Annotated in this window: 19 protein-coding genes; 3 read left to right on the top strand and 16 right to left on the bottom strand. The window is 64.4% G+C overall.

What is annotated here, in order from left to right:
- Window positions 1–300 precede the first annotated feature (300 nt).
- Together GDIA_RS03700 and GDIA_RS03695 are read left to right on the top strand one after the other, a co-directional pair.
- Window positions 301–669 (top strand): hypothetical protein, encoded by a 369-nt coding sequence (locus GDIA_RS03700; protein WP_012226517.1) that lies wholly within the window; start codon window positions 301–303, stop codon window positions 667–669.
- Window positions 666–2,030 carry an SGNH/GDSL hydrolase family protein gene (locus GDIA_RS03695; protein ID WP_012553324.1) on the top strand — a complete coding sequence of 455 codons (1,365 nt, stop codon included), beginning with the start codon at window positions 666–668 and terminating at the stop codon, window positions 2,028–2,030. The genes GDIA_RS03700 and GDIA_RS03695 overlap by 4 nt, the downstream gene beginning before the upstream one ends.
- On the opposite strand, the gene GDIA_RS03690 is transcribed toward GDIA_RS03695, so the two are convergent.
- The 16 genes from GDIA_RS03690 to GDIA_RS03620 form a co-directional block, all read right to left on the bottom strand.
- Window positions 2,023–2,328: a lipoyl domain-containing protein gene (locus tag GDIA_RS03690; protein ID WP_012553323.1), complete on the bottom strand. Its 306-nt coding sequence runs from the start codon at window positions 2,326–2,328 to the stop codon at window positions 2,023–2,025. The genes GDIA_RS03695 and GDIA_RS03690 overlap by 8 nt on opposite strands.
- Window positions 2,329–2,465: 137 nt before the next feature.
- The gene (locus tag GDIA_RS03685) at window positions 2,466–3,455 is read right to left on the bottom strand and encodes an alpha-ketoacid dehydrogenase subunit beta (protein ID WP_012226514.1); all 990 of its coding nucleotides are present in this window, start codon (window positions 3,453–3,455) and stop codon (window positions 2,466–2,468) included.
- Complete coding sequence (locus GDIA_RS03680; protein WP_012553322.1) at window positions 3,445–4,380, bottom strand: thiamine pyrophosphate-dependent dehydrogenase E1 component subunit alpha; 936 nt, start codon at window positions 4,378–4,380, stop codon at window positions 3,445–3,447. Before GDIA_RS03680 ends, GDIA_RS03685 begins: the two co-directional genes overlap by 11 nt.
- Before the next feature lie 2 nt (window positions 4,381–4,382).
- On the bottom strand, window positions 4,383–5,237 hold the full coding sequence (locus GDIA_RS03675; RefSeq protein WP_012553321.1) for an SGNH/GDSL hydrolase family protein: 855 nt from the start codon (window positions 5,235–5,237) through the stop codon (window positions 4,383–4,385).
- 2 nt (window positions 5,238–5,239) lie between these two features.
- A complete protein-coding gene (locus GDIA_RS03670; RefSeq protein WP_012553320.1) occupies window positions 5,240–6,298 on the bottom strand; it encodes a glycosyltransferase family 2 protein in 1,059 nt (352 codons plus the stop codon).
- Window positions 6,295–7,095: an SGNH/GDSL hydrolase family protein gene (locus GDIA_RS03665; protein ID WP_012553319.1), complete on the bottom strand. Its 801-nt coding sequence runs from the start codon at window positions 7,093–7,095 to the stop codon at window positions 6,295–6,297. Before GDIA_RS03665 ends, GDIA_RS03670 begins: the two co-directional genes overlap by 4 nt.
- Window positions 7,092–8,285, bottom strand: coding sequence for a transglutaminase-like domain-containing protein (locus GDIA_RS03660; RefSeq protein ID WP_012553318.1), 1,194 nt, complete (start codon window positions 8,283–8,285; stop codon window positions 7,092–7,094). The genes GDIA_RS03665 and GDIA_RS03660 overlap by 4 nt, the downstream gene beginning before the upstream one ends.
- A gap of 337 nt (window positions 8,286–8,622) precedes the next feature.
- Entirely contained in the window at window positions 8,623–10,152 is a 1,530-nt protein-coding gene (locus GDIA_RS03655) for a flippase (protein ID WP_012226508.1), read from the bottom strand.
- Window positions 10,153–10,561: 409 nt separating this feature from the next.
- Window positions 10,562–11,407: a glycosyltransferase family 2 protein gene (locus GDIA_RS03650; protein ID WP_012226507.1), complete on the bottom strand. Its 846-nt coding sequence runs from the start codon at window positions 11,405–11,407 to the stop codon at window positions 10,562–10,564.
- 15 nt (window positions 11,408–11,422) lie between these two features.
- Window positions 11,423–12,310 carry a glycosyltransferase family 2 protein gene (locus GDIA_RS03645; RefSeq protein WP_012226506.1) on the bottom strand — a complete coding sequence of 296 codons (888 nt, stop codon included), beginning with the start codon at window positions 12,308–12,310 and terminating at the stop codon, window positions 11,423–11,425.
- A complete protein-coding gene (locus GDIA_RS03640; protein ID WP_012226505.1) occupies window positions 12,307–13,488 on the bottom strand; it encodes a glycosyltransferase family 4 protein in 1,182 nt (393 codons plus the stop codon). Before GDIA_RS03640 ends, GDIA_RS03645 begins: the two co-directional genes overlap by 4 nt.
- A 75-nt stretch (window positions 13,489–13,563) precedes the next feature.
- On the bottom strand, window positions 13,564–13,965 hold the full coding sequence (locus GDIA_RS03635) for a hypothetical protein (protein WP_012226504.1): 402 nt from the start codon (window positions 13,963–13,965) through the stop codon (window positions 13,564–13,566).
- Window positions 13,966–15,051: a glycosyltransferase family 4 protein gene (locus GDIA_RS03630; protein WP_012226503.1), complete on the bottom strand. Its 1,086-nt coding sequence runs from the start codon at window positions 15,049–15,051 to the stop codon at window positions 13,966–13,968.
- Between the two features lie 46 nt (window positions 15,052–15,097).
- Window positions 15,098–15,229: a hypothetical protein gene (locus GDIA_RS19770; protein WP_280110223.1), complete on the bottom strand. Its 132-nt coding sequence runs from the start codon at window positions 15,227–15,229 to the stop codon at window positions 15,098–15,100.
- Window positions 15,207–17,279, bottom strand: coding sequence for a GumC family protein (locus GDIA_RS03625; RefSeq protein ID WP_244455093.1), 2,073 nt, complete (start codon window positions 17,277–17,279; stop codon window positions 15,207–15,209). The genes GDIA_RS19770 and GDIA_RS03625 overlap by 23 nt, the downstream gene beginning before the upstream one ends.
- Window positions 17,280–17,401: 122 nt before the next feature.
- Window positions 17,402–18,754, bottom strand: coding sequence for an exopolysaccharide biosynthesis polyprenyl glycosylphosphotransferase (locus tag GDIA_RS03620; protein ID WP_244455092.1), 1,353 nt, complete (start codon window positions 18,752–18,754; stop codon window positions 17,402–17,404).
- A gap of 687 nt (window positions 18,755–19,441) precedes the next feature.
- On the opposite strand from GDIA_RS03620, the gene GDIA_RS03615 reads away from it, so the two are divergent.
- On the top strand, window positions 19,442–20,629 hold the full coding sequence (locus GDIA_RS03615) for an outer membrane beta-barrel protein (RefSeq protein WP_231854102.1): 1,188 nt from the start codon (window positions 19,442–19,444) through the stop codon (window positions 20,627–20,629).
- Window positions 20,630–20,642 lie beyond the last annotated feature (13 nt).

Here is a 20,642-nt window from a genome sequence, read left to right as displayed (position 1 = left end):
CCGTTCCAGCCCCGGTTTGGTCGTGACAGGAAGATCAGGGCGAGGACGCCAGCCGCGGCAGGGTATGGAGAAATATCGTCGATCGGCAAGAGCCATGACAACGCAACGGAAAATCCACAATACGAGACAAAATCGGCCATATCGGAGAAACGGTGCGGGCGGTGGGGGAACGTACCGAAAGGAAGGGCGTTTGCTGTTTCGTTGCTTTTCGATCCGGATATATTCCGCACCCGAAGCGATCAAATATGGCAATATAATCAGTATAATTTTCAATAATTACATTACGGGGCGAGGGGCTGCATGCTCTATGAATTCAAGCTCACTTCACTCATTCCCCAGATGTCCGGCGCGACCACGGAATGTGTCTATGCCGCGCCCGATGCGGCGCTGCGGATGGGCAGCAAGCTGATGGACCTCAGCGTCGATCTCAGCAGTGCGTTTGCCCAGGAATGTCCGCCGGTTTCCTATTATCGAGTGGTGCTGCGCGAGGCCGTCTTCCTGCGGCGGATCGACCTGTCGCCGGGACAGTACTGCGCCCTTGGCGATCGTCTGGCGCTGTTTTCCACCGATCCCGACGAATCCCTGGATCAGGAGGTGGATCGGCCGGTGCGCTGCACCGTGGCCGGTATCATTCATCACGACGGCATGTGGACAGGACGGCATTCATGAACAGGATTCCCCTGCGTTTCGGCGCGCTCAAGGCCGACGGCTATACCATTGTTCGTTCCAGCCTGCGCTGGCTGCGTGAATCCGGCCAGTTCTGTCGGGCCGGTCAGCCGGTCGCCTATTGCAATATCAGCCTGGAACCATCGGGTGTGCGGATTGCCGCCGGCGCGTCCATGGCCGGGGAACTGGAGATGCAGGTGGCCTTCGCGCCCCGTGTGTCCGGCCGCCTGACCGTGCAGGACGACATGGCCCGCGGCGGCTACCTGGCCATTCGCGGTGTCGATACATGGGACCCGAATACGATCCTGGGCCATATCGAACCCGACGGCGAGGTCCAGGACGACGATCCGGGGCGCCTTCGTCTGCTGATGCTGGCCGGGCGGCGGATGACGGCCCTGGCCGACGTGCATGCGGGCCTGCTTTCCGGCTGGTTCGGACGCAGCCGCGCGTGGTGGCATGAGGACGGGGAGACACCTGTCACGCTGCTCAGCATGGGGGTCTGCGACGCGGCCGGCGTCGTACTGGGCGAGCAATCCGCGTTCCTGGAAATGTTCGAAGCCGAACGGCGATCCTCGCAGTTCGTCTTTGTGCCCGATCATCCCGTCGCCCCCTGCACGCCGATCCTGATCGACCAGTTGTCGCGGACTCCGGCGCAGTTCGATGCGATCGCCGAGGATCTGCGGCGTTTCCTGGGCAGCGGGGCGGTGGCGCCGACGGCGGATGACTGGATGTTCGCCGGGGCGTTGCTGTCGGTCCTGCAGAACGCACCGCTGAAGGATCGCTACACGGTGTTCGGTGCCGACGGTTCGACCCGTCTCGGGCCGCCGGACGCCGTTCTGCTGTCCCTGAGCGTGGAACCGCAGGCGATCCTGCGTCACCGGACGCTGGGCTACCCCCTGCATGTCATACGTCACCACCTGGCGGCGGCGGGCCCGGCCATCCGGGCGTGGATCGCCGGTTCCTTCGAATCGGTCAGGCGCCCGGTGGATGCGATCCGCCGCGATTACGAAACGCTGATCGATACCCTGGCCGCCACGACCAGAAGCCGCGTCATGGTGCTCAATCGCATGTCGACGTCGGGATACGAGGATATCTCCAGCTACCTGGCCTTCGATGCCCCGCTCAGCGACACGCTGTCCAATATCGCCGCCAAGGAATGGAACCTGATGCTGCATGACGTGGCGGAAAGCCGCGACCTGACCATCATCGACGTCGACGCGCTGGGTGCCGAACTCGGCGGGGGCATGCATCTGCCGGACGGAATTCACCAAAGCGGACAGATGGCGGTGGCCCTGAGGCAGGAGATCCTCCAGGCGCTGTCGGAAACGCGACCGGTCGGAACTCCTGCCGCCCTGGTCAGGTAATTTCGAACGCGACGGGGATGTCGGCTGCCGCGACATCCCCGTCGGGCAGGGGCTCGTCCGCCTCGTCGCTGAACAGCGCCAGCCGCAGCCCGACCGCGCACCAGTCGCCGGGCTGGGCGTGAATTGCCCGCAGGATGCCGGCCTGGCCCGCCCGCACCTCGACGACCGCCTTGTGGGTCTCCAGTTCGACAATCAGGTCGCCCGGCGCAAAGGCGGTCCCGGCATCGCCATGCCATTCGAGGATACGAATTTCCTCGACCCCGGGCACCGCGGCGGGAACGGATAATTGGTAGATCATGCATGTTTTCCTGGTTTGGGTGGTCGATCGCGCTCTGGAGCAATCAGTCATCGGATAGAACCAGCTGAATTGCTCCAGTCTTTTGTTTTCCGAGCATCTTCACGTGGTCAGGTGATTTCACCCGACCACGATCTGCTCTATTGCGCCATAAGCGCGCACACGGTTCGGGCAACGCGTGCCGCATCGGGAACGCACGCCGTCTCCAGAACCGGATTCGATGAAACGGGCGCGGGAAGGGCGCCGATGCGGATCCACGGCCTGGGGCCGATCCGTTCGAACATCTGGCTGGCCACCTCGGCGCCGACGCCGCAGACGGTCTGGCCTTCCTCCAGGGTCAGCAATCGCCCCGTCCGCGCGACGGACGCCGTCACGGTTCCGATGTCCAGCGGCGCCAGGCTGCGCAGGTCGATGACTTCGCAGGATATGTCCTGGTATTCGAGCGCGCGCGCCGCCTCCAGGGCCACCTGGACCATGTAGCCATGGGTGACCAGCGTCACGTCCCGCCCCGTGCGCCGGACGCAGGCCTGCCCGAAGGGAACCGGTTCCTCGATCACCGGCACCTCGCCCGGGGCGGGGAACAGCCGCTTGTGGTCGATATAGACGACGGGCCCGTCATGCCGCAGGGCCGTCTTCATCAGCCCGTAGGCGTCGGCCGGGGTGGCCGGCGCCACGACCGTCAGGCCCGGGACGCTCATCAGCCAGGCCTCGATGCATTGCGAATGGGCCACGCCCTGGCCGTGCGCGCCGGCCGTCGTCTTCACCACCAGCGGCGCCGTCAGGGTCCCGGCCGATTTATAGCGCAGCTTGGCCGCGTAATTGATCAGCGCGTCGAAGCCCAGCATCAGGAAATCCATGTAGGTGATGCTGACCAGCGGGCGATACCCGGCGGCGGCGGCGCCGGCGGCAATTCCGATGGTGGCGGCTTCCGCCACCGGCGTGTCGCGAATGCGCCCGGGCCCGAAGATCGGGTACAGCCCATCGAATTCCCGGTAGGAACCGCCGAAGGCCCCGACGTCCTGCCCCATGATCAGGATACGGGGATCACGCGTCATTTCCTCGCGGACGGCGCGCGCGACGCCCTCGCGAAAGAACATCCGGGTGGTTGTCAGGCCATGGCTATCCAACATGATGCAGGACCTCCTCTGCGTCCGGGTAGGGTGAGGCGTCGGCATAGGCCAGGGCCTGTGTCGCGCGGCTGGTCGCCTGCTGCTGCATCCGCTCCAGATCCGCCGCATCCAGGATGCCTTCGGTCCGCAGGGCCGTGATCGTGCGCTCGATCGGGCAATGCGTCCGCAGCGCGGTCAGTTCGGCCCGGCTGCGGGTCTCCCGCGCCGTGGTGGAGTGCGAGCGCAGGCGGATGGACGTGCATTCCAGAAAGGCCGGCCCCCGTCCGTCGCGGACATGGCGGACGGCCTCGGCGGCGGTGGCGGCGACCAGGCCGACATCCAGCCCGTCGATCGTCCGGGCCCACAATCCGAACGTGGCCCCCAGGTCCGACAGGCGCGGGACGGCCAGCGCAGCCTCGCGCGCGGTCGAAACCGAAAGCTGGTTGTTGTTGCACACGAACAGCAGCGGCAGCTTCCACAGGGCCGCCATGTTCAGCGTTTCGTGCAGCGCCCCGGCGCCGCAGGCACCGTCGCCGAACAGGATGACGACAATGCCGCCGGTCCCGTCCATCTGCCGGGCCAGCGCCACCCCGGCCGCGATGCTGATATTGCCGCCCACCACCGCGTGCGCGCCGAAAAAGCCGTCATCGGGCGCCGACATGTGGCCACGGCCGGCGCGCCCGCGATTCATGCCGCCGGTCCGGCCCAGCAGTTCGGCCATGACCCGCTCGGGCGCCACGCCGCGTGCCAGGATGGGGCCGATCGACCGTCCACCGGTCAGCAACTGATCGCCCGCCTCCAGCGCCGAGGCCAGGCCGACGGCAACCGCTTCCTCGCCCGACGACAGAAGCTGGAAGCCATGGTCCTTGCGCGCCGACAGCGCCTCCTCGAAGGCCCGGATCAGCATCATGTCGCGCAGGGCCTCGATACGATCGATATGGCTCATGTCTACCTCGCGCCGAATGCGCGGATGACGCCGGTGGTCAGCAGGCCCAGGCTTTCCTGCACGCCGCGCTTGCGCACGGCATGGACTAGTTTTTCCATGGCCTGCGCCGGGTCCATCTGCCGTTTCATCACCAGCCGGATCAGCCGGCCGACCTGGTTCTCCTGGTCGGTGTCGGTGATCGTCGAGACGACCTGCCGCCGCCGTCCCTTGCCCATGGTCACCATGTTTCTCGGCGTGATTTCCGGGGGCGGCCGCGTCGCGGGACGACGGGCGGCAATGACCGCCTTCACGCGCTCCTGCGCCTCGTACGGCAGGACGGCGTCCAACCCGTTATCCACGATGCCCAGCGCCACGGCATGTCCGGCCAGTTCGCGGGCCGCCGCGCCGTCCAGACGGTAGTCGGTCTCCAGCCGCAGGGCCCCGATATCGGCGAATATCCGGTCCAGGTCGATGACGAAGGCGCCATATTCGCGCGACAGTTCGGCCGCCAGCAGGTTCAGCCGACGGATCCGCACCAGCAGGACATCGGACCGGTCGGGGTCCGCCTGCGGGCCGACATGGCGGAACACCGTGGCAATCAGAACCGGTGCGCCGCCTGCGCACAGCGTCGCATAGTGCTGCCGGATCTGCTGCTCCAGCACCGGCCATGGCGTGTCCAGCGTCTCGACCCAGGGGACGAGGGATGAAAGGCGGATGGAATCGGCCGGTGCGCCCGGCAGATCATCCATGCTGGCCACCATCGTGCAGGACAGCGGGGTGCCTTCCTGCCGCAATCCCTCGGTCAGGAAATCGGCGGCGCAGGCGACGGCCGGCTGTTCCGAATCCGATACGAAAGCTGTCATGGAAACCTGTGCCATGGTCATGTTCCCCAGGGAATGTTGGAACGAATGTCGGACTCCGACAGCGTCGCTTCCCGTGCCGCCATGTAGGCCTCGCGCACGGCCTCGCGGCTGGGCAGGCCCTCGTAGGACCCGGCGATCTCGGCCAGGTGCGGCAGCGACAGAATGCGGAAATCTTCCGGAATGATCGCGGTGTCGCTCAGGCTCTGCCACAGCAGCGGCAGCAGGGCGACGTCGGCGCGCGGATGGGCCTGGTAGAAGATGTCCTCCCAGTCCTTGTCCTCCAGCGGGTCCCGCCAGCCGCTACGATGGATCAAGTGATAGCTGCGTGCCGCGCCGGCCACCATCTTCAGCCCCGCCTGGCACAGGCGCAGTGCCAGTTCGCGATGTTCGTTGATCGATATGTCGGGATGAAATCCCCCCGCACGGGCGAAGGCATCGCGCGGCACCGACTGGTTGGCACCGGCGGCGGCAGCCCACAGGACGCCGCAATCCCCTTCCGCCCGCAGGGCCTCCATTTCCAGTTCGTACAGCTTGCGCGGGCCGAAACCGGGATAGACGCCGGCCTGGGCGCGATGGTCAATTTCATCGAACCGCTGCGTGACCTGCGCGCGGGTGACGATCGCCCGCGCCCGTTCGGCCTCCGACATGCGCGCGACCCGTTCTTCCTCGCCGGGCCGGGGCGTGCCGCGTTCGGGGTCCAGGAACGGGCGGGTGCAGCGCAGATGGAAGTTCTCGCCACGGACCACCACGCCGGGCCGTTGGCGGTGGATCGCCAGATGGTCCGCGACCAGGTCGGGCCCGGCAAGGGTGTCGCCATCCAGGAAGATCAGGATGTCCCCCGTGGCATGGGTGCCGCCGGTATTGGCCGCCGCCGATCGCCCGGCCGGGCGGGCATGGTGAACGGACACGATATCCAGTTCGGCCCTGGCGTCTTCGATGACCTCCGCCGTATGGTCGGTGGACCCGTCATTGACGACGACGACTTCCGCGGCCTCGGTCTGGCTGGCAAGCGATGCCAGGGTCAGGCGCAGCCGGTCCGCTTCGTTGCGGGAACGAATGACGACGCTCGCTCTCATCTTGCTTCCTCCGTGCTGTCGAGGACACCCAGGTCGGCGAGAATCCGCACGACTTCCTCCGCCACGCGCCGGTATCCTTCCGGCGTCAGATGGACGGTATCGAGCTTCAGCCGATCCGCGCCATGACGGGCGACAATGGTATCGACATCGACGATCGATATGCCGGTGGTGCCCGAAAGGTCGATCAGTCCCTGGTTGAAACGCCGTATGCGGACGGGAAACGTCTCGTCCAGGCCCATGTAGCAATGGGTCGTATCGCCCGGTATGACCGGGGACAGGTTATAGACCAGGATCGGAACGTCCCGCGTTTCGCGAATCCTTCCGATCAGGGCGTCGAGATGCCGCATGGACTCCTCGACGTCCAGAAGCCCGATCATATCGAATTCGGAGCGGAACCAGGCCCTGTCCTCGTCGCGCCATGTCGCGATATCGTTGGGATAGAGCAGGTAGCCCTCGCTGCGATGACGGCCCAGCTTCGTCGTGATGTCGGCCTGGATCGAGAGCAGGATCGCATCGGCCTCGGTCGTGAAGATCGCGGTGCTGAACTGGCTCTTCATCGGATAGCTGCCCAGCGGAATGTCGCGGGCGGCCAGCGAGGCCGGGATCGTGCCGCCGGCCGCCAGCAGGGCGTCGGACCGTGTCCAGGTTTCGTGCCGGACGCGGGCGGACACGCCGGGCCAGGACTCCCGCAGGGCATCGTTGATTCCGTTCCACTGCAGCACGCCGCCGATGCGGCAGGAATGCAGCGTGTCGTGGATATCGACATTGCCTTTGGAAAACAGCGTCAGACGTTTCATATGACGGTGACCCGGTCGGTGTAGATCGATGCGCCATCCAGCCCGACCATGTCGATATCCACACCCTTGCCGCGCGCGGTCTGCAGCACGCGCCAGGTGGCGGGTATGGCGACGCCCACGGGCCCCACGCAGCGGCGCGGCAGGCACTGCGTGATCATCCGGGCATCGGTCCGCCCGTAAAAATGGTCGCGCCAGGCGGAATCCTGTCCGCCGTGGGACAGGTCCCAGCTCATGAAGTCGAACGGACGCCATCCCGCATCCTCCGTCCAGATTTCGGCCCAGTAATGAAGGGTCGGCGAATGCCGGTACAGGAAATGGCCGCCCACCAGGCGTGCGGGAATACCCCGCGCGCGGCACAGGCCGATCAGAAGCGCCGCGCCAAGCTGGCAGTCGTAGCATCCGGCCTCCAGGACCCAGTCCAGGGGGGCGTCGGCCCGGATCTGATCGTAATGGACCGGGCTGTTGATCAGTTCGTCCATGATGAAGGACCAGAAGGCCCGCACGGCCCGTTCCGTCGGTGCCGTCCCGGCCAGGCGGCGTGCAAGCGCCGCGACCGGATCCGTGATCCTGATCAGGCCTTCGCTGGGACGAAGGAAGATCTCGCGATCGGCGTCATCCTCGGGCCCGCCGTCCGGCAGGGGAGCGAGGAAGACATCCGCCCCGATCGTGATGTCGCCTTGCCCGTCCGGACGGATCCGCACATCCATGCGGCCGTCGCTGATGCTGATCGTCCCCCCGTCGCAGGGCCAGGGCCGGACATCCAGATAATCGCATCGCGATCGCAACGGCAGCGGCATGCGTAGCCGCAGCGTCCTGTCGGGGGCGAACGCACCGCGGGCGAACGTGCGCCCGATGGTGATGTCCATATGCGGGCTGTCGCGGCCGCCCAGTTCCCCGACCAGCAGCCGGCTGGTCGGGACGTAGCATGAGGACCAGAAATCATCCTGTCCCTGCCGCCCGCGCGATTTCAGGAAATGTACTACCTCCACCGGATCGAACAGGCGCTGTCCCAGACGATCCCGGTGGAATTGCAGGCCGGACCCGATCCACCGGTCCAGCGCCTGGCGCGTCATGGCCAGGGCATGCGCGGTATCGTCGGTGAACGCCCAGCCCAAAAGCAGAAGCGCCTTCAGAATCCGAGATTCATCGATGGTCCTGTAGCGGTCCGCGAATTGCAGTAATTCGGTCATCGATTTCTCGGTATGTTCTTGTCGGATTGAGCGGGCGGAGTTTTTAAATGTCTCTGCTTGACAGAATATATTAAACCGTGCTTCATAAATAATGATGTAAAAATGTGTTCAGTATAAAAATCAATTCTATAATTATTTCTGTTTTCGGTGTCTGGAATAAAAAACGTTCAGACAAGACGTTAAAATAACGATCTGCAATTAACGCGTTGAATTTTTTAATAAACGCGCCTCTCTCGAACGTATCAACGCTCGCCCGGATAACCGGTTTTGAAGTGTGTCAAAAAAAAGACCGACGCGGTCGGGAAAACAGGGCCGGACCATTCCGCGCGCATGTTGTCTACACGGCCCGCGACTTCACAAGCCTGACCGCGATGATGTCCGAAAAGCGAAGGAAAGCCTTTCGCTCGGAAATGTCGAGGCAGGCGAACCACAGGATTCCATAAAACGCCCCCAGGAGCAGCGCGGCGACCATGATGGCAACCGGACGGGGCATGTCGAAAAGTGCGATGCAAAGCGATGCGGAACCGCACAGAGCGGCCGGCAGGATGCGGCCGATCGCGCCTGACAGGGGTCTGTAGAGGTAGATGCTCATCGCCGTCCGGATGATGAAATCGATCGTGGTGCGCAACGCCCACGCGAAGGCCGCCCCGACCACGCCGAAGGACGTCAGGAACAGGAGCAGGATGGGCGTATAGATCAGCAGTTCGCCGATGGACAGTTTGGCACTGGCGTCCGGTCGCCCGATACCGTCCAGGAAGCCGGCGGACACGGAATCGATGCCGGAAATAAAGACGCCGAGGCAGAGCAGCTTCATGATCATGCTGCTGTGCGCGGCGAAATCGGCGTCGATCCAGATCGACAGGATGTCGTGGCTGAACAGCGCGCCGCACAGGCAGACCGGGAAGAGCAGCGCCACCACCGTCAGCACGCTCGTCTGGTAGAGCTTGACGGTCAATGCCACGTCCTTGCGCCATGACGCCGCAAAGGCAGGGTAGGCCGAACCCGTGACGGCATTGGTCAGCAGGCCGAAGCGCCCCACGACATCCGCCGGCGTGGTGTAGAAGCTGGTCGCGGCCGCCGAAATCACGCTGGCGATCATGAACCGGTCCATATAGGACAGGATCGGATAGGCCACGTTGGACACGGTCATCCACCCGCCGATGCGAAACAGCGGCAGAAGCAGGCGCGGACGGGCCCGTGCCCTGCGCAACTGGGGGATCAGCCGATAGCAAAGCCGCCCATAGCTGACGGTCATCCATAGCCGGCATACGGCCAGCACCAGCATGACGCCGATCAGATTGTTCCAGACCAGCAGGATCAGCAGCGGACCGACATAATACATGATCGAAAACGGCATGTTGATCAGGTTGATGGATTTGAAATCCTGATACGCCGTCACGACGCCCCACATCGCGGCGTTGACCATCACAAACGGCGCCGTAGCGCAGAAGACCCAGAACGACAGCTTCACTTCCTGTTCCAGTTCGTGCGGAATCTTCAGGCCGTGCGTGACCCACAGACCGGCCGATGCCGCCGCGACGAACCCGGCGACAAGCCCGATGCCGCCAAGGGCGAGAATTCCGGTCAGGACCAGGTCGGCGGTGTCCTGCCGGGGGCTGTCGGTCGCCCGGTCGGCGATGGCACGAGTCAATGCCCGGCCCAGGCCGAAATCGAAGATACCGAACGTGCCGATCAGGGTCAGGGCGATGGTGAACACGCCCCAGCGTGACAGGCCCAGCAGGTGAATGAGCTTCGGCGTCACCAGGATCGCCACGAAAATCGGCAGAATCCGGCCAAAGATGTTCCAACCCGTATTGGACAGGATATGCCGGGGTTGCGGAGGCGCAAGCGGGGCTGAGGACGTCATGAATACACCTCGTGTCGATACCAGCCGTGTCTGGCGGGGGCAGTTCGCTATTCCCCGCGGGGCTGGCGACGCCGATGGTCCATGCCGATGATCCCGTGCGCCGCCCGAAAGCGTCTCCGGTTCCGTCTCCAGATCTCGAAAGCGATGTCATTCGTCATCTTGGCGGCCACATGATGATTTGCGTCTCTGTATTTCGGTATGAAATCGTAACGGGTTGGCCCGAGGGCGGCCTCGGATATAATGGGTCGGATCCTTATTCGACTGAATCGTCAGGCAATCGGGCCGCGATCGACGCCGGAAGCCGGATATCGAAGGGCTTCGCGTCGAAACCTGCGGTTTTTCCATGTCGCCGGGCCATTGAACGTCTTCCGGTCCCTGCGGTTCCTCGGGGCGGATTGCCGGCGCATGGTCATCTTCCTGAAGGGACGGCATTTCCGTACCCGGCCAGGCGGCCCAGGAACGTCATCAGGTAGTAGCGCGCGACCAGCATATCGAATTTGGCCAGGTGGACCGCGACCCCGCCGATCGGGCGCACCAGGAACCGGGCCACGGTTTCCCGGTCGCATCCGTTCTTCCGCATCACGCGCCCGACGCCGCGTCCGTACAGGAAGGCGCGGGCTACGTTCAGCACCACGGGTTTGTCCGGGTGGATGATCTTGAGCGTATAGGCGTAAAAGCCGGTAACCTTCCTGGCCAGCATTCTCAGGGCCAGGTCCTGGCCCTCGCCCGATCCGAACGGTGTTCCGGGCCCGATCGCCTCGTCGAAACCGCCCACGGCGTCGAATATGCTTCTGCGGATGAACAGGTTGAATTCGATCAGGCAGGTCCACACCGTCTGGCCGTCGATCGCGCTGTCATGCGCCAGCCATCGTCCCGACCGTCCGGCCTGCCCGCCGGGCAGGATCACCGATCCGGTCAGGAAGCCCAGTTCGGGCTGGGTGCGGAAGCGGGCCTCGACCTGCGACAGGACATCCGGCGGATATTCGCAGTCATCGTCGGGGAAGGTGATGATGTCCCCCGTGGCATGGCGGGCGCCCAGGTTGCGCGCATGATTGCAGCGGCGGACCGGGCTGCGGATATGGCGGATCGTCAGCCGGTCGCCAAACGTGGCGATGACCGGCAGCAGCCGGTCGTCATCGTTCTGGTCCACGATGATGACTTCGAAACTCTGGATATCCTGTTTCGTCAGCGAGAGCAGAAGGGCATGAAGCTCTTCGACGCGTCCGAGCGTCGGCACAACCAGGGAAAAGAGCATGGATCGCGCTCCGTGCTACAGGGTCAGGATACGTTCCGGCGCAATGCGCCCGCGCAACAGGTCCATCAGGGCCAGACCATTGCCGAGCAGCCGGCCCCTGCGGTCGACATAGGGTTCGGGCCACAGGCTGCGCATCAGGTTCATGGTGATATTGCGCCCGACGCTGCGCAGCGTGTGGTCCCACGGAAACGTGCCCTTGCGCGACAGATAGATCGGGTTCGCGACCTGCGAATATCCCAGGCGGCGTCCGGGGGTCTTGCCGGTCTTGCTCGCCAGGTGAATGCCCTTGGCCGCGTTCATCCTGACGACGCGGCCGTGGCGGCCCAGCCTTCGGGAAAAATCGATATCTTCATACCAGGCGTAAAGCGGCAGCCGCTCATCGAAGCGCACGCCGTGCCGCTGGACGGCCGGAATGCGGAACGCCATGTTACAGCCGTAGCTGCTCCATGCGTCCTCGACCGAGGACTGGGCGGGATTGTCGTTGATCCTGGGGTTGTCCAGCATCTGCCGGGCTTCTTCCATCGAAAAGCCCGGTCCCTTCGCTCCATCCGCAAGGACCCGGCCGGTCGCGGCCAAGATGCCTGGGGAGGCGCCGAAGACCTCGGCGCATACTTTCAGGTAGTTCCGGTCCGGCAGGAAATCGTCGTCGAAGAAGACGATGACGTCGTTGTCACCGGCATGGTCCAGGATCACGTTTCGCTGGTGGCACGCGCCGATCGGCCCGCGCAGGATCGTCAGTCCGTCGGCCTCGGCCAGACCGTCCGCGTCGGATGCACGGGGCGTGCAGACGATGATCCGGCTGGCCGGATAGCTCTGCTTGCGTAATTCCTGGACCGTTTCCCTCAGGATGCCGGGACGTCCGCAACTGACGATGCCGATCACGAGAGTTGGGAGGGGCGTCATGGTACGGCTCCGGCATAATGATGGGTGGCGCGCCTGTCCTGCGTCGCCGGTTCGGGATGATGGACGGCGTCCGGTTGCAGGGTCAGAAGCTCGTACGAAAGGGCGACGTGCCGCGCGGCGTAGGTCTGCGAATTCAGGCATTCCCGCATCCGCCGCTGGGCATTGGCGGTCATCGCGGCCTGGCGCGGCGTGTCGGCCGCCAGGTCCGTGATCGCGTGCGCCAGGGCCGCGATGTCGCCGGGCGGGACATAGGTGACGGCGTCATGGTCGAAATAATGCCGCAGTCCGCCGACATCGGTCGTAATTACCGGCACGCCCCGCGTGATGGCTTCCTGGATGGTGGTCAGGCCGGATGCATGCAGGTTGGGACCGAGCGGCACGACGACCAGATCCGCCTGGTCGTACAGGGCCAGCAGGTCGGCATTGTTTTTCAGGGACGCCAATGTCGCGTGGCCGTATCGGGCGATGCGCCGCCGCGCCGCCGGGTCCGTGGTCGCGATCGTCAACCGGCACGGCAGCTCCGCCGTGGCCCGCAGCAGCGTCTCCCAGTCCCGATGGCGGTCATTGCCCAACGACAGGACCCTGATGGTCTGCCGCGCCGGGCGCGGCGGCCGGACGATCATGTCGTCGGCACGGATGCCGAACTCGACCAGTTCGGTGCGCGTGCCGGGGAAGAGCCGCGCCGCCGCCGCCCTGTTGCACGGCGAATGAAACGTCAGGACATCCGCACGGGACAGCAGGGCACGGAATATCAGCCGGTTCTTCCGGGATTCATGTGCCCATCGGTCGAGCAGCCAGACGCTCTGCGCGATGATCCGGGGGTGCCGCCGCCAGGGGTACAGGCGGAACAGCAGCAGGACCGCCATGGACTGGGCCTCGGTATGGGTCCAGACGATATCGCTGTTCCATATGCCGGACCGGTTGCGCCAGGCATGGACGAAATCGAACCCCAGCAGCAGGCGTACGGCATAGCGGATGGCACGGCCGGGCAGGCGTTCCCGTTCGTCCTCGGACTGCGTCACGCTGAAGCTGGGTTCGGCGGCGCGCTGATATCCGTAGGCATATTCCTCGTTGACGCCCAGAAGGCTGCCATCCTTCCATCGCGTATGCCAGTTCGTGGCCCCGTATCCATAGCTGAGCTGTACAAAGGCCCTGACGGGACGCTGCATGTCGGTCATTGAGCGGGTTCGCGACGGTATTGAAAACTTATTCATGTGGCATTTCTTGTTGAAAGTGGCAGCGTGAAGACACGATCAGTAGACTCCCACGTCGACAATGCCGACATTCTGCGCGGCCGTGCGTCCGATCATGGCGGCACGGGCGGTCGCCGCGGCAGCGCGGGTTTTGAACCGATGGCAGTAATTGATCTCCAGGCCCAGATGCAGCCCGTATCGGGCGTTGACCGTCCGCCCGAACCGCCCGCCATAGACGCCCAGCGCGACCCGCGACGTGCTGGCCACGCGGATCAGGTCGCTGATGAACAGCCGCTGGTCCGCCTGGACGCTGCACCAGACGACCGTCGCGGGACCGTTGGCCTCGGGCAGGAAGCCGGCTATCGGGTCATCCTGCGCCACGGCCGGGCGGGGCGACGCCGCAAGGAGGGCAAGCACGCAGGCGGCCCATGCCAGATGGCGTTTTGTCGGATGGCGCATCATTCATGCGGCTTCCCTGTCATGCACCAGGTCCAGAAGCGCGCGCGCCGCCTTGTCCCAGGTAAAGCCGGCGGCGCGTGCCATGCCCTTCATGCGCATGTCCTGCGCCAACCCCGGTGTGTCGATCACGCGGGCCACGGTACTGGCGATCGCGACGGGGTCGTCGGGATGGGCATAGAGCGCGGCATCGGCGCAGACTTCGCGCAGGGCGGGGATCGAGGACGCGACCACGGGGCAGCCGCACGCCATGGCCTCGACCGCCGGCAGGCCGAATCCCTCGTATCGGGACGGAAAGACGAAGCACGCGGCGTTCTGGTACAGGGCGCACAGTTCCGTGTCGCTGACGCGGCCGATATAATGGGCCGGCGCGGGCAGCGTGATCCCGTCCTGCCCGTTGAACACGGACCGGTTCAGGGCGCCGGTGATGACCAGGGCGATGTCGCGGGCGGCCAGCATGCGCGCCAGCACGCCCAGGCTGGCCAGGTTCTTGTGCGGCGCCAGGTTGCCGACGACCAGGACATAGCGTCCCGTCGCAAGCCCGTGCCGCGCCAGAACCGCATGGTCGGCGGCAAGGCGCGAGATATGATCTGCCCCTTCGGGGATCACCGCGAAACGCTCCGCCACGACGCCGAGGTGGCGCGCCAGTTCCCCGCGGGAAAATTCCGACACCGTGACCAGGCGCGAGCGCGTACGCAGCAGCAGGTTGTGCAGGACGCGGTACCACAGGCGGAAGCGCCACGAATAGGCGTCGGGCTGGCTGAAAATGCCTGCGTCATGCAAGACCACCAGTTGCCGCCGCCCCATGATGGGGGCCGTGTTGCCCAGGTTCAGCAGCACGCCGTCCCGGGCCCGGCGCGGCAGGTCGATCTGCTCCCAGATCTGTCCCTGCCGGCGTCCGACGAACTGGCGCTCCAGATCCCCGGGGCCGTCCGCGATCAATGCCGCCGCCGGGGTCAGCAGGATGGGGCGGCTGACGTCATTGGCGCTCCAGACCCGGCCGATGGCGCTGGTGATCTCGGTCGCGAAGCGCTGCACGCCGCTCAGGGGCTGGGTCAGGAAGCGGCTGTTGACGTAAAGCGCGGACTGCATTGAAAACTCCTGCCCATACCGGCATTGGAGGGACGTGGGGCCGGATTCAGGAGGTCAGCAGGCCGTACTGACGATAGATCCCCAACTGGCGCTTCTCGGCGCTTTCCAGTCCCCGGGCCGGGACCTGCGTCAGGACGCTGCCCAGCACGCGGGCGTCATAGGCATGCAGGATCCGCATCGCCTCGGTCAGTTCCATGGACCCGGTCAACCCCCATTTGACGACCATGACGATGCCGTCGGTCTGCTGGGCCAGGACGGCGGCATCGGGGAAGGCCAGGATCGGGGGGGTGTCCAGGACGATCATGTCGTAATGGGGTGAAAACTGCGTCAGGACGCGGCTCAGTTCCATCGGCGACACCATGGCGTAATTGCGTTCGCCCGGCGGCCGCATGGTCAGGATATCGACCCCCGGCATCACGTCGCGCGCCAGCCTGCCCGTGGCCACGCTCACCGGGCAGGGAATTGTCGCTGGCCTGGTCCGTCTTGCCCAGCGCGCCCAATGCCGAGGGGTTGCGGGAATCGCAGTCGATCACCAGCGCGCGTTGCAGGTCGCGGCCCGCATTGGCGGCCAGGGACACGGCAAAGGTCGTCTTGCCTTCCCCGGGGCGGGCGGAGGTGACCAGGACCACCTTGGCGCGGAAGCGGCTGTGACCGAAGCACAGGATGCTGCGGATGTTCTCGATCGTCTCGACATAGGCCGAGGAGACGCCTGCGGCAGCGGACCGGTAATGCCGCACCAGAGCGCCGTTGAAGACCGGGACCATGCCCAGCGTGAACAGGCCGGGGACCGAATCCAGTTGCGACGTGCTGCGGATTCCCTTGCGAATGCGATCCGCCAGCAGGGCCGCGCCGGTCCCGCACAGCATCGAGAACAGCAGGGCGATGGCCAGGTACTGGGTCCGCGGCGGCCCCGAAAAGCCCAGCGGGATCTCGGCGCGCGAAATCAGTTCCGCTTCCGGTTCCTGCAACTGCGCCTGGGTCGAGGTCTGGGCAAAGCGGCCCAGATAATCCTGGTAGACGACGCGTGCGGCGTTGGCCTCGCTTTCCAGCTGGCGCAGGGTGACATTGGCCTGGTTTTCGGCGGTCACCTGCTTCTGCAGGCTGTCCACGGCGTGGCTCAGCGCCGCGACGCGCGCCTGCGCCCCGCTGACATCCTTGGCGATGCTGTCGGCGATCCGCGCCGTCTCGGCGCCGATCTGGCGCCGCACCTGGGCGGCGGCGGCCTGGGCGGCCTGCATCTCGGGATTGCCGTCCAGGACGGAGCGGCTGAGGCTGGACACGCGGCTGCTCAACTGGGCCTGCTGGTTCTGCAATTGCTGGATCAGCGGGGCCGAGACCACGTCCGGCAGGTTCCCCACCGTGCCGTTGCGTTCCGCGGTCCGGACTTCCGAATAGCGTGCGCGCTTTTCCTCCAACGCGGCCTGGGCGGTGACCAGTTCCTGGTTCATGCGCATCAACTGCTCGTCGGCGACCGTGGTCGCATCGGCCTCCGGCGTGCCGGGCATATGTTCCAGGCGGGCCGAGATCAGGCCATTCTGTTCGCGAAATGCCTCGACGGCCTGTTCCGCATGACGCAGCCTTTCGCGCAACGGGACGATCTGTTCATCCAGCAGGGCATTGGCCCGCCATGTCGCAGCGACCTTCATGTGACGCCGGGATTCGAAATAGGCGTCCGCATAGGCATTCGCGATCCTGGCGCTGGATGCCGGATTGTCGGTCTTCGCCGTGATCGTGATGATATAGGACCGGCCGTCATTGAGGATATTGACCTTGTCGGCCAGCACGAGCGCCGTCGCCTGCAGCCGCGCCGCCGGCGTCATGGGGGGCGCGGGCGGCGGCGCGATGCCGAACAGCTTCTGCACGGCAAGGACGATCCGGGCCTTGAGCGGCACGGTATCGAGGACCTTGCGGAATTCCGGATCGTCGACCAGGTTCAGGCGTTCGGTCACCGCCCGGGCAATGGTCGAACTGCGCAGGACGCCGACCTGCGTATTGATGCCGACGGCATCGATGTCGGGGGTCGATACCGTGGCCTGCAGGTCGCGGAAGGACGCCTGCCGCGTGCCCACCATCAGCATCGCCGTCGCGGTGTAATAGGGTTTCATCGTCTCGATGAACGCCACCGCCGGAGCGAACATCCCCACCGTCACCAGCACGACCGCCAGGCGATGGCGCCCAAGGATGCGGAATACCTGCGTGGGGGGAACATGCTGACTGTCCGTCGGCATGCCCGAAAGGCCGGCCAAGGGAGATAATTGAAGCTGGTTCATCGCACGATCTCTCGCATGGGGGCGTAGGGAGATTTCATCGAAACGGCCTTGCGGCGGTCGGGCTTTCGGACTGTGCGGCTCTATCGGGCGCCGTTCCGGAACAGGACGGCCGGCACCGTCCTGGCAAGGATCACGACGTCGTTCCACAGGCTCCAGTTACGGACATACCAGTTGTCCAGTTGCACCCGTCGCGGATACGACGTGTCGCTCCGTCCGCTGACCTGCCACAGGCCGGTGATGCCCGGGCGGATCGCATGGTAGTACTCCATGTCGTCACCGTAATGATCTGCTTCGGCCGTCACGATCGGCCGTGGTCCGACCAGGCTCATGTCCAGGCGCAGCACATTCAGAAGCTGCGGCAGTTCATCCAGGCTGGTCTGGCGCAGCAGGCGGCCGATCGCGGTGATCCGCGGATCGTTCGTCAGCTTGCGCGTCGCGGCCCATTCGGCGGCGGCATGGGCGTCCCGGGCCAGCAGGTCGGCCAGGACCTCCTCCGCGTTCGGCACCATGGTGCGGAACTTCAGGCAGCGGAAGGGCTGTCCATTTCGTCCGACGCGCAGATGTCCGAAGGTCGCCGGGCCGCCATCCATCCGCACCAGCCCATAGAGTATAAGGAACACGGGCAGTGCCAGGAACAGCAGCGCGGACGCCACCGCCACGTCGAACGCGATTTTGGTCGCGCGGTGGAACGGCAGGTCCAGCTTGCTGCGAAATGTCAGCATCATGGTGTCGAAGCTGAAATAGGACAGACGGCTATGGTCGATGGGTATGTCGGCCATCTGCGGGACCAGCGAAAACGGCACCCGGCCCCGCGTCACGCGTGAAATGACCGCGCGGCCGGCGGCTTCGTTGACATCGATGGCCAGGACCAGTCGTACCGCGCCGTACCGCGTCAGAAGTACCCGGGTCAGATGCGAAGGCGCCACGCGCAGCAGGGATTCCGAGGAAATGCAGTCGACCGCCCGCAGACCGGGCAGACGCTCGCTGGAAAATGCCTCGATGGTCTTGTTGCAGGTTTCGGTGTCGCCGACCAGAAGAACCGGAAGCTGCCACAGCCCGAAATGATGCAAGGTGTGCTTGGCGATCTGGCGCAGGGAAATCGCCAGCGCGGCAAAGACGACCCATTGCTCCGTCATCCGCGCGGCATCATGCAGCGAGCCGAGCAGGACGCCGAACCCGGCCGCCACGGTCATGGCGGCCACCGAGATCGCGATGATCTGCGGGACCTCGCTCCAGAACGGCAGCCGGTCGCGATAATGGCCCTTGGTCGAAAAATAATAGACCAGACCCGCCATCATGAAGATCGAAAGCCACAGGCTCTTTTCCGTCGCCAGGTGCCCGTCGGGGACCAGCAGCGACGTCGATGCCGAAAAGGCGGAGGACAGGTGAACAGTCGCGAGCGCAAGCGCGAACGCCAGCGCATCGCCCATCATCAGGGCAGTTGCGGAAAAGTAACGAAAACGGCGAAGATCCGACGGAAGCGCGGGCGTCGGACCGCTGGCCAGGGTAAGGATATTGCTTTCCGGCACCTGACCGGCCGCGTCAGCAACGCCAATAATGATGCTGGAAACCTGTGTATCCATAACACATCCCCGGCTAAAATAAAAATAAATAATTAAAATCAGGTGTCGATAATTTTAAAAAAAGCGATTATATACGATATAAAAATAAGCAATTTATGTTGGCGGGCGGGAAATATGAAATATATCGTTACGTAATGTAGTCGTGTCCAGTCCGGAGGGGTATACGCGGCGACACTGGCAAGGTTTCCTCCCGAAAGGGGGGGGCTCAAAAAAAGTCGAAATGAAGGCGCAGCTATCGTGATCAGAAAAACGTGATAGCGATCGGCGAAGGCGGATGAAAATAAAACTGGAGTCAAGCGATATAGGTTCGGTCAAACGCCCGCACAGTGACAGGAAATAAAAATAAATCACGTGGATGAAACGATCGGGACGTTGCGGCCGTTTGGAATCGCCATATTTGCAAGGTATCCGGTGAGAACAACATTATACGTCAGTCTGGGGCTGATAGTCGTTGTCCCTCTGTTCCTGCCGGATAGTGCATCCGCCCAGGTACTCGATACGTATTTTCCGCCCATGGGAAGCGGGTTCGGCGATATCATGACCGAGCCGGCACAGGTTCGCGCGCTGGAAGAATACGCGCCGCTTGGCCTTCGTTACGGCCCCCTGCGTATAGACGCCGACGCGGCGGAGTCGATCGGCTATGATTCCGATATCGCCCGCCTAGCGAACGGAACCGGCGGCGTCATGGAAACGACGCATGCCCGGCTGGCAGGGGCGGCCGTATGGCAGCGCGACCAGGTCCATGCCGAAATATCCGTCGACGATTACCGCTTTCCATCCCAGTCCATACAGAACCGTACAAACTGGACGGTCGGCCTGGGCGCGGTGCATGATTTCGGCCACGACCGGCTGGGCATGGCCTACACCCATCTGTCGCTGGTCCAGACACCGATGGACCTCGGCGCGCTGATCCTCAGCCGTCCCATACCCTATCAGTATGACGACGTCCGCCTCAGCTATACGGCGACGACCCACGGGCGCTTCAGCTTCATTCCCGAAGCCGGTATCAACCGTTACAATTTCGACCGTGTCGTTCTTGTTCCGGGCCAACTCGACCAGACCTATCGCAACAGGGCCACGATCACCGAGGGCGTGACCGGTCGGTACGACCTTGCCGGGACGACCCAGATTCTCGTGATTCTGCAGGGGACGGAAATCCGCTATCTGGACCGTACCCCGGGCGTTCCGTCCCGCGATTCAAACGGTGTGTCGGCGATGGCCGGCATGGATTTCGGCCTGTCGGGGCCACTTCGCTTCCGTGCCCTGGTCGGCTATCAGACACGGGTCTATCGCTCGTCCCTCTACCAGCGGATCACCTCCCCGATCGCCGAGGCGGAACTGGGATGGAATCCCACCCGCCTGACGACGATGACGCTTTCGGTGCGTCACGGGATCGAGGACGGCGCCTTCGAGAACGTTGTCGGCTTCAGCTATACCTCCGCACAGATCGGTGTCCGTCACAATTACGGACGCAACCTGGTACTGAACGCGCAGGCCGGAATCGAGAAGGCGGATTATTCCGCAGCGTCGGGTGTGCTGAGAAACACGATCCTCGACCAGATCGCGTCCAACCAGACAGTCTATAATATTGGCGCGGGCGCCCAGTGGCTGCTGAACCGTCACCTGAGCGTAACGTTGAACTACAACTTTTCCAGCCAGAAGACAGTGGGATACAGGACATTTTCCGACCATACCGTCCTGCTCAGCGCGCATCTGGCGCTTTAGCCCTTGTGATCTC

Origin of the sequence: Gluconacetobacter diazotrophicus PA1 5, from assembly GCF_000021325.1 — a bacterium.
Classification (GTDB): domain Bacteria; phylum Pseudomonadota; class Alphaproteobacteria; order Acetobacterales; family Acetobacteraceae; genus Gluconacetobacter; species Gluconacetobacter diazotrophicus.
This window is presented reverse-complemented; position numbering and strand designations above follow the sequence as displayed.

Coding starts and splice junctions, on each gene's coding strand:
- GDIA_RS03700 (WP_012226517.1), top strand. CDS start 301: ATGCTCTATGAATTCAAGCTCACTTCACTCATTCCCCAGATGTCCGGC.
- GDIA_RS03695 (WP_012553324.1), top strand. CDS start 666: ATGAACAGGATTCCCCTGCGTTTCGGCGCGCTCAAGGCCGACGGCTAT.
- GDIA_RS03690 (WP_012553323.1), bottom strand. CDS start 2,328: ATGATCTACCAATTATCCGTTCCCGCCGCGGTGCCCGGGGTCGAGGAA.
- GDIA_RS03685 (WP_012226514.1), bottom strand. CDS start 3,455: ATGTTGGATAGCCATGGCCTGACAACCACCCGGATGTTCTTTCGCGAG.
- GDIA_RS03680 (WP_012553322.1), bottom strand. CDS start 4,380: ATGAGCCATATCGATCGTATCGAGGCCCTGCGCGACATGATGCTGATC.
- GDIA_RS03675 (WP_012553321.1), bottom strand. CDS start 5,237: ATGGCACAGGTTTCCATGACAGCTTTCGTATCGGATTCGGAACAGCCG.
- GDIA_RS03670 (WP_012553320.1), bottom strand. CDS start 6,298: ATGAGAGCGAGCGTCGTCATTCGTTCCCGCAACGAAGCGGACCGGCTG.
- GDIA_RS03665 (WP_012553319.1), bottom strand. CDS start 7,095: ATGAAACGTCTGACGCTGTTTTCCAAAGGCAATGTCGATATCCACGAC.
- GDIA_RS03660 (WP_012553318.1), bottom strand. CDS start 8,285: ATGACCGAATTACTGCAATTCGCGGACCGCTACAGGACCATCGATGAA.
- GDIA_RS03655 (WP_012226508.1), bottom strand. CDS start 10,152: ATGACGTCCTCAGCCCCGCTTGCGCCTCCGCAACCCCGGCATATCCTG.
- GDIA_RS03650 (WP_012226507.1), bottom strand. CDS start 11,407: ATGCTCTTTTCCCTGGTTGTGCCGACGCTCGGACGCGTCGAAGAGCTT.
- GDIA_RS03645 (WP_012226506.1), bottom strand. CDS start 12,310: ATGACGCCCCTCCCAACTCTCGTGATCGGCATCGTCAGTTGCGGACGT.
- GDIA_RS03640 (WP_012226505.1), bottom strand. CDS start 13,488: ATGACCGACATGCAGCGTCCCGTCAGGGCCTTTGTACAGCTCAGCTAT.
- GDIA_RS03635 (WP_012226504.1), bottom strand. CDS start 13,965: ATGATGCGCCATCCGACAAAACGCCATCTGGCATGGGCCGCCTGCGTG.
- GDIA_RS03630 (WP_012226503.1), bottom strand. CDS start 15,051: ATGCAGTCCGCGCTTTACGTCAACAGCCGCTTCCTGACCCAGCCCCTG.
- GDIA_RS19770 (WP_280110223.1), bottom strand. CDS start 15,229: ATGCGGATCCTGCATGCCTATGACGCCCGCGTGCTGGGCAGCGTCCTG.
- GDIA_RS03625 (WP_244455093.1), bottom strand. CDS start 17,279: ATGCCGACGGACAGTCAGCATGTTCCCCCCACGCAGGTATTCCGCATC.
- GDIA_RS03620 (WP_244455092.1), bottom strand. CDS start 18,754: ATGATGGGCGATGCGCTGGCGTTCGCGCTTGCGCTCGCGACTGTTCAC.
- GDIA_RS03615 (WP_231854102.1), top strand. CDS start 19,442: ATGACCGAGCCGGCACAGGTTCGCGCGCTGGAAGAATACGCGCCGCTT.